General features: G+C 73.4%; 15 protein-coding genes. 6 read left to right on the top strand and 9 right to left on the bottom strand.

The genetic code is table 11. The annotated features are described in order from the left end of the window. Positions 1-17: 17 nt before the first annotated feature. Positions 18-482, bottom strand: coding sequence for a Fur family transcriptional regulator (locus ACFU74_RS04570; RefSeq protein ID WP_380751625.1), 465 nt, complete (start codon positions 480-482; stop codon positions 18-20). A 100-nt stretch (positions 483-582) separates the two neighbouring features. Then, positions 583-1,185: an FABP family protein gene (locus tag ACFU74_RS04565; RefSeq protein WP_380751623.1), complete on the bottom strand. Its 603-nt coding sequence runs from the start codon at positions 1,183-1,185 to the stop codon at positions 583-585. Positions 1,186-1,477: 292 nt separating this feature from the next. Here ACFU74_RS04565 and ACFU74_RS04560 point away from each other — a divergent pair, with 292 nt between their 5' ends. After that, positions 1,478-1,846: a DsrE family protein gene (locus ACFU74_RS04560; protein WP_350553178.1), complete on the top strand. Its 369-nt coding sequence runs from the start codon at positions 1,478-1,480 to the stop codon at positions 1,844-1,846. Here the strand turns inward: ACFU74_RS04560 and ACFU74_RS04555 are convergent, their stop codons facing one another. The 7 genes from ACFU74_RS04555 to ACFU74_RS04525 all read right to left on the bottom strand — a co-directional run bounded on the left by ACFU74_RS04555 (position 1,847) and on the right by ACFU74_RS04525 (position 6,659). Next, positions 1,847-2,080, bottom strand: coding sequence for a hypothetical protein (locus ACFU74_RS04555; protein WP_380751736.1), 234 nt, complete (start codon positions 2,078-2,080; stop codon positions 1,847-1,849). It lies immediately after the preceding gene. 119 nt (positions 2,081-2,199) lie between these two features. Continuing rightward, the gene (locus ACFU74_RS04550; RefSeq protein WP_344343425.1) at positions 2,200-2,490 is read right to left on the bottom strand and encodes a DUF1416 domain-containing protein; all 291 of its coding nucleotides are present in this window, start codon (positions 2,488-2,490) and stop codon (positions 2,200-2,202) included. A 40-nt stretch (positions 2,491-2,530) separates the two neighbouring features. Then, the gene (locus ACFU74_RS04545) at positions 2,531-3,364 is read right to left on the bottom strand and encodes a sulfurtransferase (RefSeq protein ID WP_380751620.1); all 834 of its coding nucleotides are present in this window, start codon (positions 3,362-3,364) and stop codon (positions 2,531-2,533) included. Between the two features lie 249 nt (positions 3,365-3,613). Continuing rightward, positions 3,614-3,694: an Ms5788A family Cys-rich leader peptide gene (locus ACFU74_RS04540; protein ID WP_350517234.1), complete on the bottom strand. Its 81-nt coding sequence runs from the start codon at positions 3,692-3,694 to the stop codon at positions 3,614-3,616. Between the two features lie 259 nt (positions 3,695-3,953). Next, positions 3,954-4,670, bottom strand: a complete 717-nt coding sequence (locus ACFU74_RS04535) for a DUF2993 domain-containing protein (protein ID WP_380751619.1) — start codon at positions 4,668-4,670, stop codon at positions 3,954-3,956. A gap of 124 nt (positions 4,671-4,794) precedes the next feature. Further along, positions 4,795-6,354, bottom strand: coding sequence for a hypothetical protein (locus ACFU74_RS04530; protein ID WP_380751616.1), 1,560 nt, complete (start codon positions 6,352-6,354; stop codon positions 4,795-4,797). A 5-nt stretch (positions 6,355-6,359) separates the two neighbouring features. Next, on the bottom strand, positions 6,360-6,659 hold the full coding sequence (locus tag ACFU74_RS04525) for a MoaD/ThiS family protein (protein WP_380751614.1): 300 nt from the start codon (positions 6,657-6,659) through the stop codon (positions 6,360-6,362). Between the two features lie 685 nt (positions 6,660-7,344). On the opposite strand from ACFU74_RS04525, the gene ACFU74_RS04520 reads away from it, so the two are divergent. The 5 genes from ACFU74_RS04520 to ACFU74_RS04500 all read left to right on the top strand — a co-directional run bounded on the left by ACFU74_RS04520 (position 7,345) and on the right by ACFU74_RS04500 (position 12,901). Further along, entirely contained in the window at positions 7,345-8,088 is a 744-nt protein-coding gene (locus ACFU74_RS04520; protein WP_380751611.1) for a response regulator transcription factor, read from the top strand. A gap of 155 nt (positions 8,089-8,243) precedes the next feature. Beyond that, complete coding sequence (locus ACFU74_RS04515) at positions 8,244-9,290, top strand: LacI family DNA-binding transcriptional regulator (RefSeq protein ID WP_380751608.1); 1,047 nt, start codon at positions 8,244-8,246, stop codon at positions 9,288-9,290. Positions 9,291-9,384: 94 nt separating this feature from the next. Beyond that, entirely contained in the window at positions 9,385-10,566 is a 1,182-nt protein-coding gene (locus tag ACFU74_RS04510; protein WP_380751605.1) for a S1C family serine protease, read from the top strand. A gap of 56 nt (positions 10,567-10,622) precedes the next feature. After that, positions 10,623-11,399: a response regulator transcription factor gene (locus tag ACFU74_RS04505; RefSeq protein ID WP_380751602.1), complete on the top strand. Its 777-nt coding sequence runs from the start codon at positions 10,623-10,625 to the stop codon at positions 11,397-11,399. Continuing rightward, complete coding sequence (locus tag ACFU74_RS04500) at positions 11,396-12,901, top strand: sensor histidine kinase (RefSeq protein WP_380751599.1); 1,506 nt, start codon at positions 11,396-11,398, stop codon at positions 12,899-12,901. The genes ACFU74_RS04505 and ACFU74_RS04500 overlap by 4 nt, the downstream gene beginning before the upstream one ends. Positions 12,902-12,960: the final 59 nt, after the last annotated feature.

Genomic DNA, 12,960 nt, shown 5'->3' with positions numbered 1-12,960 from the left:
CGGTCATACCGGCAAGCTTACGACCGCTCCGGGGCGCGCTCGGCGGTGCAGTCCGCGCAGCGGCCGAAGATGGCGAAGTGCTTGAGGTCGGTGTCGAAGCCGTGCTGGGCGCGCAGGCTGTCGATCAGCGGCTGGGCGATCTCGGTGGCCGTCTCGGTGACCTTCTCGCAGTCCCGGCAGACCAGGTGCAGATGGTGGTGACGGCCGGCCAGGTGGTAGGTCGGGGCGCCGTGGCCGAGGTGGGCGTGCGAGACCAGGCCCAGCTCCTCCAGCAGCTCCAGGGTGCGGTAGACGGTGGAGATGTTGATGCCGCTGGCGGTCCGCCGCACATGGCAGAGGATGTCGTCCGGGGTGGCGTGGTCGAGCGCGTCGACCGCCTCCAGCACGAGCTGCCGCTGCGGGGTGAGCCGGTACCCGCGCTCGCGCAGGTCGGCCTTCCAGTCGCCGGAGAGCTGCCAGTCGGTGGTGCCGGTGTCCGCCACGGTCCTGTTCCCTGCCAAACGTCGGGGGTCCTGAACCAAGTGTAGGGACCGGCCCGGGGCCGGTCCCTACACCCGTGCGCGCCGCGACCGGCGCCCGTGCCTACTTGAAGAAGGCGATGCCGTCGTCCGGCAGGTCGTTGATGTCCTTGATCAACTGGGCCGGCGAGAGCACCTTCCGCAGCTGGGCGGACATGTACGGCCGCAGCGGGACGTTCGGGGCGGCCTTCTCGCCCACCCAGAGCAGTTCCTCGTTGACGAAGCCGTAGAGCCGCTTGCCGCCCGAGTACTCCGGCGAGCCCTCGATCCGGGCGACCGCGTCGGTGGAGACGTCGATCTGCGGCTTGCCGTCGGCCAGCTCGCCGTACCAGATCTCCACCGTGCCGTCGTCGCGGACGGAGGAGATCTCGACCCCGCGGGCACCGCTCGTGCCGTGCTGGTTGCTGGTGATGCGCCAGAAGGCGTGCTCGTTCTCCAGCGGGCGGACCTTCTCGCCCTCGCCGTTCAGCACCCAGGTGCGGGAGCGGAACTCCAGGAAGGGCCGTCCGTCGTGGCGGATGACGATCTCCTGGCCGAAGTTGCACTTCTCGGTGCCGGGGCCCCCCTCACCCGGCAGAGGGGCATAGACGCCCGCGCCCTCCCAGGTGCCGAGGAGGAAGGCGAGCGGGACGACGTCCTTGTGGAGGTCAGAGGGGATCTCGATCATGTTCCTGGTCGCTGTCGTCGGTGCGGGAGTACTTCAACCGTACGGCAGTGCGCTCAGCGCTGGCCCTGGTAGAGCTTCATCACCGAGAAGATGGCGAACCAGGTGATCAGCACGGCCATGAGGGCCAGCAGACCGTCGAAGAAGATTTCCAGACCGGACACGGGGGGCTCCCATTGCGGCGACAGTGTGGTGGATTTTGCTGCCGCTCACTCTATCCGGCGGGTGGGGGCGGGTCTCGGTGAGCCCCACCACGTCGGCGATCAGGCCTTCTCTTTCGCCCTAAGGTGGCGGCATGTCCCAGAAGAAGAAGCTCGTCATCAAGGTGACCGCCGGGGCGGACGCCCCCGAGCGGTGCTCGCAGGCGTTCACGGTGGCGGCGGTGGCCGTCGCCAGCGGCGTCGAGGTCTCGCTCTGGCTGACCGGGGAGTCCTCCTGGTTCGCGCTGCCCGGCCGCGCGGCGGAGTTCGAGCTGCCGCACGCGGCGCCGCTGCCGGACCTGCTGGAGTCGGTGCTGGCCGGGGGCACGCTCACGCTGTGCACCCAGTGCGCGGCCCGGCGCGGGATCGAGGAGAAGGACCTCGTCGAGGGTGCCCGGATCGCGGGCGCGCAGGTCTTCGTCAGCGAGATCATGGCCGACGGCGTGCAGGCGCTCGTCTACTGATCACCGGTGCTCGTGGTCGGGGCGGTCCCGGTCGTGGCCGGGGTCGTCCCACTTCGGGTCCTCCCAGCGCGGGTCGTCCCACCAGTCGTCCTCGGGGTCGCGCCGGTTGGCGAACACCGCCGCCGCCGGCGGGATGACCATCGCGACCACGCACAGTGCCACGGCCGCCGGGACGGAGACGAACCGGACCGCTCCCCAGGCCAGCACGAAGAGGCCCAGGCAGACGCCCATCATGGCGTAGTAGTAGCGGCGCCGCCGTCGGGACTGCACCCTTCCACGGTATGCCCGGGGGCCCCCGCTCGGCAGGGGCCCCCGGTACTGCTGCTCGTGTCGTCCGCTGACGCCGTCGCCGGTCAGACGGCGATGGCGACCTCGGTCAGGTTGCCCTGGGAGGCGACCACCTGGCGGTCCACGGTCTGGCCCGGGATGAGCGCCCGCAGGGTCCACTTGCCCGGGCGGGCGAAGAACCGGAACTGGCCGGTCGCCGAGGTGGGCACCTCGGCGGTGAACTCGTTGTTCTCGTCGAGCAGTCGGACGTAGCCGTTGACCGGCTCGCCGTCGCGGGTCACCGAACCCTGGATGATCGTCTCGTTCGCCACGTCAACTCCTGCCAGGTCCGGGCCGCCGGCCTTCGCACCGCACATTGTCTTGTTTCCCTTCTGCCTTACGGGTGGAGCCGGTGGCTCAGTTGCCGAGCTCGATCGGCACGCCGACGAGGCTGCCGTACTCGGTCCAGGAACCGTCGTAGTTCTTCACGTTCTCCTGGCCGAGCAGCTCGTGCAGCACGAACCAGGTGAGCGCGGAGCGCTCGCCGATGCGGCAGTAGGCGATGGTGTCCGTCGCCAGGTCGACGCCCTCGGCCTCGTAGATGGCCTTGAGCTCGTCGTCGCTCTTGAAGGTGCCGTCGTCGTTGGCGTTCTTGGCCCACGGGATGTTGCGCGCGGTCGGCACGTGGCCGGGGCGCTGCGACTGCTCCTGCGGGAGGTGCGCCGGGGCGAGCAGCTTGCCGGAGAACTCGTCGGGCGAGCGGACGTCGACCAGGTTGAGGTTGCCGATGGCGGCGATCACGTCGTCGCGGAAGGCGCGGATCGAGGAGTCGGCGGCCTGCGCCTTGTACTCGGTGGCGGCGCGCTGCGGCACCTCGACGACCAGGTCGCGGGAGTCCAGCTCCCACTTCTTGCGGCCGCCGTCGAGCAGGCGGACGTCGCCGTGGCCGTACAGCTTGAAGTACCAGTAGGCGTAGGAGGCGAACCAGTTGTTGTTGCCGCCGTAGAGGACGACGGTGTCGTCGTTGGCGATGCCCTTGGCGCTGAGCAGCGCCTCGAAGCCGGCCTGGTCGATGAAGTCGCGGCGGACCGGGTCCTGGAGGTCGCTCTTCCAGTCGATCCGGACCGCGTTGCGGATGTGGTTCTTCTCGTAGGCGGTGGTGTCCTCGTCGACCTCGACGATGACGACCTTCGGGTCGTCCAGGCGGGCCTGGACCCAGTCTGCGTCGACCAGGACGTCGCTGCGGCTCATGGTGATGTTCTCCATCCGGGGGCGGTTGGCGGAAGGTGCTCGCTGCTTCGGGTGCTGCTGCTCAGCGGTGGTGCGGGTCGCCGTCGGCCACGCGTCCGAATTCCTGTCCGAATGCTGGGACGGAAGGCGGTGTGCGGGACGACCGGGCGGTGCGTGGCGGAGTACGGCGGCGACGCCCGGCCAGGAAGGCCGTCGGCGGTCGCCGGCAGGAATCGGCGGCGGGGGCAACTGCCCTGCCTGAACGCCGAGTTAGCGCATTCGACACAGACAGGCGGCCACGCGGCACAGGTCTACCGCCCGCCGCTTCGTGAGGTCCGTCTGTCGCTTCATGCGGACGATGCTAGGGACACCCGACACCCGCTGTCATCAGCGTATCGAATAGCGAGACTCTATGGCTCACATACTGGTATTTGACCATTTCATGGGCGTCGGGATCCGGCCGGGGCCGTTGCGGCGGGCGTGCGGGGACCGGTCAGGGGGCGGGAACGACACCGCTCCGCGGCCGGCGCTGGACAGCGCGTCTCGCGGAGCGGAACGACGGGAGGGGTGGCGGGGAGAGCGGCGGGAGCCCGCTCGGGAAGCGGCGGGATCAGCCGATGAGCTTGACGTCCTTGCCGTCGAAAGCCAGCTGGAGGCCGTCCTCCTGCGGCGTCACCGAGGACAGGTTCAGCCCGGCCGGCAGCTCGGAGAGGGTGAAGCTGACCGGTTCGAGGGACTTGTCGGACACCCCGACCAGCAGCGAGGCCATCGTGCTCAGCTCGAAACCGTCCACCGTCACCGTGGTGCCCTTGCTGTGCACCGAGGCGTCACCGACCGGGAACGGCCCCAGCGAGGCCTTGATCTTGCCCGGGCCGCCGTAGGAGAGGCTCAGCCGGGTGCCGGCGCCGAGCGAGAGCCGGCCGAAGTTCGGCACCAGTTCCGAGGCCGGCGGCAGCAGGCGGGCGAGGTCCGCATAGGTGATCAGCGCGGAGCCGCTCCCGTGGGCCACGGTGGCGCTGCTCATGTTGCCGCTCACCTCGACACCGGACAGCCGGGCCCGGAACGCGCGCAGGTCCACCTTGTCCTCGCCCTCGCCGACGGTCAGCCCGTCCGAGGAGATCAGGACGTCGTCCAGCTTCCGCGAGACGACCTGGGTGAGGAAGGGGAAGCCCTCGATCGAGACGTCCGGCTTGGGGCTCATCCAGCCGCTCTTCAGGATCTGCTCGGCCGCCTCGTCCTCGGCGACACCGACCGCGATCCGGTCCGCGCCCACCAGCACCCCCGAGAGCACGACCACGCCGATCGTCGCCTTCAGCCAGCCGCGCATCGCTCTCCCCCGTCGTCGCCGGTCGCCGTTGCGGCCGCTTCCGCACGACCGTACGACGTCCCGCCCCGGAGCATGGTTCCGGGGCGGGACGGCGCGGCGGCCTCGTCCTCCTGCGGGAGAGGACCTAGAGCAGCGCGGTGGCGATCCAGACCAGCGGTGCGGAGACCGCCAGCGGCAGGGCCACGCCCGCCGTCATGTGCACGAACCGGGACGGGAAGTCGTACCCGGCCACCCGGCGGCCGATCAGCGCGCCGAGACCGGCCGCCACGCCCAGGAACGGCGGCGCGCCGACCGCGAAGCCCAGGCCGACCGCCGCGAGCAGACCCAGCACTGCGCCCAGCGGGCGCGGCCCGGGCAGCGGCGCGGCCGCCAGCAGGGTCGCCAACGCGACCGCGCCGACCGCCGCCGGCACCCAGTCGGCCAGCAGCAGCGCGGTGCAGAGCACCGTCACCACAGTGGCGGAGCCGAGCACGGTGAGCGCGTAGAACCGTTCCTTCGGATCGGCCGGACGGAACGTCTGCAGCACCATGACCAGCAGGAAGAACCCGCCGAGCGTGCCCACCACCGCCGCCGTGCCACCGTCCGCGTCGGCCAGCAGCACCGCCGCGTCGGCCACCACACCGGCCAGCGCGGCCAGCGCGATGCCCTGGCGGGCCGGCCACATGCCGTTCAGCCGGAACCAGCCGGCCGCCGTCAGGCCCTGGAGCAGGACGAGCACCAGCGCCAGCCCCACCTGGCCGAGCGCGGCGCCGCCGGCCAACAGGGCGGCGGCACCGGCGGTGATCAGGGCCGGCTGGAGGCCGGGGTCGTTGATCGGCGAGCCGGTCCGGACGGGCGCGGCCGGGGCTGCCGCCGGAGCCGGGGACGGGGACGGCTGGACCGCCGGGGCCGCGGCGGACGCCGGGAACGGCGGCGCGCCCAGCGACGGGGCCGGGCCGGGGAACGGCGCGGCCGGACGGGCGGACGCGGCGGGGCCGCCCTGCGCGACCCGGGCGGCGCGCGCGGCGCGGGCCGCGGCCGGGTCGGTCAGCACGGGGGCCGGGGGCTCCGGGCGCTTCAGCGTCATGGTCGGCTGGTCCAGGCCCTGCCCGTGGTCCTGGACCGGGGCGGGCGCCTGGGCCGGAGCCTGGGCGGGCGCGGCCTGGGCGCGCGCGGGGCGCTCCGCCCGACGGTGCGACCGGCCGTGCCGCCCCTGGGGCGGCGCCTGGACCGGCGGCACCGGGCCCGACGCGGGTACCGGCGGGAGCAGCGCGGTCGCGGCGTCGTCCAGCGGCGGGACGGGCGGGAGCAAGGTGGTCGCCGCCGCGTCGTCCAGCGGCGGCACCGGCGGGAGCAGCGCCGTCGCGCCGTCGTCCGCGCCCGGCCCGGCCCCGTAGGGCTGCTGCCCGTACGGCGACTGCCCGTAGGGCTGCCCGCCGTACGGCGCGTGCTGCTCCGCGCCGGGGGCGTGCGGCTGCACCGCGTGCCCCTGCTGCGCATAGGGATCCGGCGCGTACGCCTGCGGTGGGGCGTACGGGTGGGGCGCCTGCCCGGGCGGGGGCTGGTAGCCCTGCGGCGCCTGCTGCTGCGCCGGCGGCGGCGGCTGTCCGTACGGGTACTGCGGCCGGTACGGCGGCTGCGGCTGCGGCTGCTGGTGCTGGGGCTGCTGGGGCTGTCCCTCGGGGGTTCCGTTCATCCCGGTCACGCCGCTCACCCGCCCGCGAACGGCGGGAGGACCTCGACCGTCCCGCCCTCGGTGAGGGCCACGGTCGCGTGGTCGCGGCCGCCCACCGGCGAGCCGTCCACCAGGAAGGAACAGTGGCCGAGCAGCCGGACCAGCTTCGGCCGGTCCGCGTGCCGCTCCTCGGCCTGCGCCAACGCCTCGGCCAGGGTCGCCGCCAGGTACGGCTCCTCGGCCAGCCCGGCCTCCGACTTCGCCGCCGCCCAGTAGCGGATCGTGCCGCTCACCTGAACGGCGGCCGCCGGGTCGTGCCCGGTGGTCGCGCCCATGGCAACCCCTTCTCGTCGTCCTCGCCCGGGCCCGGGTGTCCGGCCGGGTCCACCGCCGGAGGCGTCCGCGCCTCGCCCGGAAGGAGTACGCGCACGGTGCCGCCGATGTGTCCCCCATGATGTCGTGTCCGCCCGCGCGAGCGGCAATCGCCCTGGCCCGGCACCCGGCGCCGCCGTCGCGAAGCCGTGGCCGGGCTCACCGGGGGCGCGCCCGAAAAGGCCGAACCGCCGGATTCCGGCCCTCCCGGCGCGGGGGGCCGGTCGGCTATCCTCGATGCCTGAGGGATCCGGGCAGAGTCGCCCCCGGATCCTTTTGTGCTTTCAGGACGCCAGTACGGACGTCCTTGCGAATCGTCGGCCCACCCCCGGCGTTCCGCAGGGACCGCCCCCGCCACACACGGCACAACGAGGTGCCGGGACCGGGCCGGGGCGTCGGACAACCCCGGCTCCGGGCCGCCGCCCGGGACGGGCCAGGACCGGAAGGTTCGCGGATGAGCAGGGCAGAAACGGTGCACCGGGGGTTGCGGGACCCCCGGCGGGTGCCCCGTCCGTCCGCGCCCACCACCGCCCGGTCCTCCGTCTCCCCCAGGACGTCCGTCTCCTCCCCCTCACCAGCACGTGCGCCATCCGGCTGTGGCGGCAGCCGGAACGCGACCGCGACGACCCGGAAAGGGGACTACCGGGTATGAGTTCTCTGCTCCTCCTCACCAACGCGCTGCAGCCCTCCGCGGAGGTCCTGCCCGCGCTCGGCCTGCTGCTGCACAACGTCAGGGTGGCCCCCGCCGAGGGCGCCGCCCTGGTCGACACCCCCAGCGCCGACGTCATCCTGGTGGACGGCAGGCGCGACCTGCCGCAGATCCGCAGCCTCTGCCAACTGCTGCGCTCCACCGGCATCGGCTGCCCGCTGATCCTGGTGGTCACCGAGGGCGGCCTGGCCGCCGTCACCGCCGAGTGGGGCATCGACGACGTCCTGCTCGACACCGCCGGCCCCGCCGAGGTCGAGGCCCGGCTGCGGCTCGCCCTCGGCCGGCTCCAGGTGGCCACCGACGACAGCCCGATGGAGATCCGCAGCGGCGACCTCTCGGTCGACGAGGCCACCTACTCGGCCAAGCTCAAGGGCCGGGTGCTCGACCTCACCTTCAAGGAGTTCGAGCTGCTCAAGTACCTCGCCCAGCACCCCGGCCGGGTCTTCACCCGGGCGCAGCTGCTGCAGGAGGTCTGGGGCTACGACTACTTCGGCGGCACCCGGACGGTCGACGTGCACGTCCGCCGGCTGCGCGCCAAGCTCGGCGTCGAGCACGAGGGCCTGATCGGCACCGTGCGCAACGTCGGCTACCGGTTCGTCGTCCCCGAGAAGGGGGACAAGGGCGAGCGGCCCGAGCGGGCCGAACCGCCCGCCCGGCGTTCCCCGGCGGTCCTGGACACCTGACCGGCCGGGCCGGACGGGGCCCGCGCCACCCCGCCCGGCCCGCCTGCCCGGCCCGTCCTGATTCGTCCCGACGCGGCCCGGGCCGTCCGCGCGCCGCACCCCCGGCGCGGGTCCCCCCACTGCCCGGCCGCACGCCACACGCGTAGACTCCCCACGTGGCCAAAGTGACGCGCGACGATGTAGCCCGACTGGCTGGTACCTCGACCGCGGTCGTCAGCTACGTGATCAACAACGGGCCGCGGCCGGTCGCGCCCGCCACCCGGGAAAAGGTCCTCGCCGCGATCGAGCAGCTCGGCTACCGGCCGAACAGCGTCGCCCAGGCGATGGCCTCCCGCCGCACCAACCTGATCGGCATGGTCGTCCCGGACGCCCGCCAGCCGTTCTTCGCCGAGATGGCGCACGCCGTGGAACGGGCCGCCTCCGAGCGCGGCAAGCTCGTGCTGATCGGCAACTCCGACTACGTCGACGACCGCGAGGTCCACTACGTCCGCGCCTTCCTCGGCATGCGCGTCTCCGGCCTGATCCTGGTCAGCCAGGGCCCCTCGCAACGGGCCGCCGAGGAGTTCGCCGCCATGGAGGGCGCCAAGGTGGTGCTGCTGCACCGCCGCCCCGAGGCGATCGACGACGTCGCGGTGGTCACCGACGACGTGGCCGGCGCCGAGACCATCGTCCGCCACCTGCTGGAGGTGCACGGGCAGCCGTACGTGGCCTGCTTCGGCGGCCCGGTGGAGTCCCCCGCGCCCGGCGACCCGGTCATCGACCACGTCGAGGGCTGGCAGCGCGCCATGGACGCGCACGGCCTGCCCACCGAGCCGTACCTCGTCGACGCGCCCTTCCACCGCTACGGCGCCTACGACGTCGCACTCGACCTGCTGCGCTCCGACAAGCGCCCGCCGGCGATCTTCTGCTCCACCGACGACCAGGCCATCGGCGTGCTGCGGGCCGCCCGCGAGCTGGGCCTGCGGGTGCCGGAGGACCTCGCGGTGGCCGGCTTCGACGACGTGCCGGAGGCCGCGCTCGCCGACCCGCCGCTGACCACCGTCGCCTCCGACCGCGACGCGATGGCCCGGGCCGCGGTGGACCTGGTGCTGGACGACTCGCTGATGGTGCCCGGCTCGGACACCGAACGGGTCCGCACCTTCCCGTCGCGCCTGGTCGTACGGCGTTCCTGCGGCTGCTCGCCGGAAGGCGCCGACTCGTAGCCTGACCAGGCTTTATGAGAATTCAACGGGCTTCTCGGAGCGTTCTGAGCGGGCTCTCACGCGATTCTCATCCAACGGGCGGACGTTGGTCGCCATGAGCGATCACCAGCAGTGGCGGCACCGCACCGGCAGCGAGCAGTACGACGGCCCGTACGGCTACCCGCAGCCCCGGGTCGTCCCGGGCACCGTCCTCGGCAGCACCACCCACGAGGGCCCCGGCCACGACGGCGCGGCGTACGAGGGCACGGCGTACGAGGGCTTCGGGTACGGCAGCCCCGCCCACCCCGCCGTCGGCACCCCGCCCCCTCCCCCGGCCCCGCCGTCCCCGCCCGAGGCGGCCACCCCGGCCGCCCCCGGCGGTCCCGGCCACCGCGCCCGGCGCGGCCTGCTGCGCGGCCGGCTCGCCCTGGCCACCGCCGTCGCCGCGATCGCCGGCGTCCTCGGCGGGGTCACCGGCGGCGTGGTCGCCGCCCAGGACCACGACTCCGCCGCCCGCACCGGCACCCTCGCCGGCCCGGTCGCCGCCCGCTCCGACGGCAGCGCCGACGTCGCCGCCGTCGCGGCCGCCGTCTCGCCCAGCGTCGTCCAGATCAGCGTGCAGACCGCCGGCGGCACCGCCACCGGCACCGGCGTGGTGCTCACCGGGGACGGCCGGATCCTCACCAACTACCACGTGGTCTCCGGCGCGGCCCGCGGCGGCCCGATCACCGTCACCTTCCACGACGGCTCCACCGCCCGGGCCGCCCTGACCGGCACCGACAAGGACCTGGACGCCGCCGTGATCACCGCGACCGGCGCCAAGGGCCTCACCCCCGCCGTCCTCGGCGACTCCTCCGCCGTCTCGGTCGGCGACCCCGTCGTGGCCATCGGCAACCCCGAGGGCCTCACCGGCACCGTCACCTCCGGCATCATCAGCGCCGAGCACCGCGAGGTCACCGTCCAGCTCGACGAGGGCACCACCAGCGGCAACGGCGGCTTCGGCTTCCCCCAGCTGCCCGGGCTGCGCGGCACCGCCCCCGCCCCGCAGAGCGGCGGCGAGACCGCCACCTACCAGGCCTTCCAGACCGATGCCGCGCTCAACCCCGGCAACTCCGGAGGCCCGCTCATCAACGCCGACGGCCAGGTCATCGGCATCAACTCGGCCATGTACTCGCCCAGCGGGTCCAGCGCCACCGCCGGCGGCAGCGGGGCCGGCAGCGTCGGCCTCGGCTTCGCCATCCCGATCGACGACATCAAGCAGGTGCTTCCGGAGCTGCAGTCCGGCCGGAACGTCTGACCACGTCCGACAATTGACCCGAGCAGGCCCTCCCGCCACCAGAAAGGCAACCACCGATGACCCCGTCCGCCGACGACCGCACCCCCGCCGAGCCCGGGCAGCACGCCTCCGCCCGGCTCCTCGTGGTCGACGACGAACCCGCGCTCCGGGACGCCCTGGAGAGCAGCCTCGCCTTCGAGGGCTACGAGGTCGCCACCGCCACCGACGGCTACGAGGCCCTCGAATCCGTCGAACGCGAGCGGCCCGACCTCGTCCTGCTCGACATCATGATGCCCCGCATGGACGGCCTCACCGCCGTCCGCCGGATGCGCTCGCGCGGCGACACCGTCCCGGTGCTGATGCTCACCGCCCGGGACGCCGTCGGCGACCGGGTCACCGGCCTGGACGTCGGCGCCGACGACTACCTCGCCAAGCCCTTCGAACTCGACGAGTTGCTCGCCCGGGTGCGCGCCCTGCTGCGGCGCAACGCCCTCGCCACCGAGGCCGCCGCCCGGGCGGCAGCCGTCGAGGAGGAGAGCGACGTCCTCTCCTTCGCCGACCTGCGGATGAACACCGCCACCCGCGAGGTCACCCGGGCCGGCCGGACCGTCGAACTGACCCGCACCGAGTTCATGCTGCTGGAGATGTTCCTCGCCCACCCCCGCCAGGTGCTCACCCGCGAACAGATCCTCAAGGCGGTCTGGGGCTTCGACTTCGAGCCCTCTTCCAACTCGCTGGACGTGTACGTGATGTACCTGCGCCGCAAGACCGAGCAGGGCGGGCTGCCCCGGCTCATCCAGACCGTCCGCGGAGTCGGCTACGCGCTCCGCCCCGCCGCCGGTTCACCCGCGTGAGCCACACCGTCCCGCCGCCCCCGCTCACCCCGCCGCGCATCCCGCTCCGGATCCGCCTCACCACCTGGTACCGCGCCCGCTCCCTGCGCACCCGCCTCACCTTCCTCACGGCGGCGGCGGTGGCGGTGGCGATCGCGCTCTCGGCGCTGGCCTGCTGGTTCATCGTGGAGAAGCAGCTCTACGGCCAGGTCAGGAACGACCTGCTCGACGCCCAGGGTCCACCGAAGCTCGATCTCGACCTCTCCTGTCCCCGCACGCCCGAGGCCGCGCTGGAACAGCTCCTGTCCGCCCAGAAGGCCGGTACGCTGCCGGACCTTCCCGGCGGCCCGGCGGCCCGTGACACTCAGTTCTTCTGGACCGACCTGAAGTGCGTCTCCCTGCCGAGAGGATCGTCCAAGGCGATCGTGATCCAGCCAGGCGACACCGGCGCCCTCGATCTACGCCCCAATGAATCGATCATTCGCAACGGCCGCTACACCAACGGGGACCCCGCGATGGTCCGGATCTTCGCGAACCGCGGACCCGGCCACCCGCCGGTCCTGGTGATGATCGCCAGCCCGACCAAGGCCGTCGACGAATCCCTGCGCCAACTCGCCTTGGTCCTCGGCGGGGTCGCCCTCGGCGGCATCGCCCTCGCCGCCGTCGCCGGGCGGCTGGTCGCCCGGTCGGCGCTCAAGCCCGTCGACCAGCTCACCGACGCCGTCGAGCACATCGCCCGCACCGAGGAGGTCGGCACCACCATCCCCGTCCAGGGCGAGGACGAGATCGCCCGGCTCTCCACCTCCTTCAACTCCATGAGCACCGCGCTCGCCAACTCCCGCGAGCGGCAGACCCGGCTGATCGCCGACGCCGGACACGAGCTCCGCACCCCGCTCACCTCGCTCCGCACCAATGTCGACCTGCTGATCCGCAGCGACGACACCGGCCGCCCGCTCCCGCCCGCCACCCGCACCAAGCTGCTCGGCAACATGAAGGCCCAGATGCAGGAGCTCACCGTCCTGATCGGCGACCTGCTCCAGCTCTCCCGCCCGGACTCCCCCAAGCCGGTCCGCACGCTCGCCGTGGTGGCCCTGCACGAGATCGCCGAACGGGCCGTGGAGCGGGCTAAGTTGCGCGGCCCGGGGCTGGTCTTCGAGACCGCCGTCGCGCCCTGGTACGTGCACGCCGACGCCGCTTCCCTGGAGCGCGCGGTGATCAACCTGCTGGACAACGCGGTGAAGTACAGCCCGCCCGGCGGCACCATCGCGGTCCGGCTCGACGGCGGTGTGCTGACCGTCCGCGACCACGGTCCGGGCATCCCCGCGGAGGAGCTCCCCTACGTCTTCGACCGCTTCTGGCGCTCCCCCTCCTCCCGCCAACTCCCGGGCTCGGGGCTGGGGCTGTCGATCGTCGCGCAGAGCGTCCGGGAGGCCGGCGGCGAGGTGTCGCTCGGCCCGGCCCAGGACGGCGGCCCGGGCGCCCTCGCCACCGTCCGCCTGCCCGGCGGCCCCACCCCCGCCTAGCCAGTAGCCCCGGGACACGGAAGAAGGGCGGGGCGCCCCGAAAGCGCCCCGCCCCCCCT

It is taken from the genome of Kitasatospora sp. NPDC057500, from assembly GCF_042802195.1.
Lineage (GTDB): Bacteria > Actinomycetota > Actinomycetes > Streptomycetales > Streptomycetaceae > Kitasatospora.
This window is presented reverse-complemented; position numbering and strand designations above follow the sequence as displayed.

Coding starts and splice junctions, on each gene's coding strand:
- ACFU74_RS04525 (WP_380751614.1), bottom strand. CDS start 6,659: ATGGGCGCGACCACCGGGCACGACCCGGCGGCCGCCGTTCAGGTGAGC.
- ACFU74_RS04535 (WP_380751619.1), bottom strand. CDS start 4,670: ATGCGCGGCTGGCTGAAGGCGACGATCGGCGTGGTCGTGCTCTCGGGG.
- ACFU74_RS04555 (WP_380751736.1), bottom strand. CDS start 2,080: ATGATGGGCGTCTGCCTGGGCCTCTTCGTGCTGGCCTGGGGAGCGGTC.
- ACFU74_RS04520 (WP_380751611.1), top strand. CDS start 7,345: ATGAGTTCTCTGCTCCTCCTCACCAACGCGCTGCAGCCCTCCGCGGAG.
- ACFU74_RS04550 (WP_344343425.1), bottom strand. CDS start 2,490: ATGTGCGGTGCGAAGGCCGGCGGCCCGGACCTGGCAGGAGTTGACGTG.
- ACFU74_RS04545 (WP_380751620.1), bottom strand. CDS start 3,364: ATGAGCCGCAGCGACGTCCTGGTCGACGCAGACTGGGTCCAGGCCCGC.
- ACFU74_RS04505 (WP_380751602.1), top strand. CDS start 10,623: ATGACCCCGTCCGCCGACGACCGCACCCCCGCCGAGCCCGGGCAGCAC.
- ACFU74_RS04560 (WP_350553178.1), top strand. CDS start 1,478: ATGTCCCAGAAGAAGAAGCTCGTCATCAAGGTGACCGCCGGGGCGGAC.
- ACFU74_RS04540 (WP_350517234.1), bottom strand. CDS start 3,694: ATGAAGCGACAGACGGACCTCACGAAGCGGCGGGCGGTAGACCTGTGC.
- ACFU74_RS04510 (WP_380751605.1), top strand. CDS start 9,385: ATGAGCGATCACCAGCAGTGGCGGCACCGCACCGGCAGCGAGCAGTAC.
- ACFU74_RS04565 (WP_380751623.1), bottom strand. CDS start 1,185: ATGATCGAGATCCCCTCTGACCTCCACAAGGACGTCGTCCCGCTCGCC.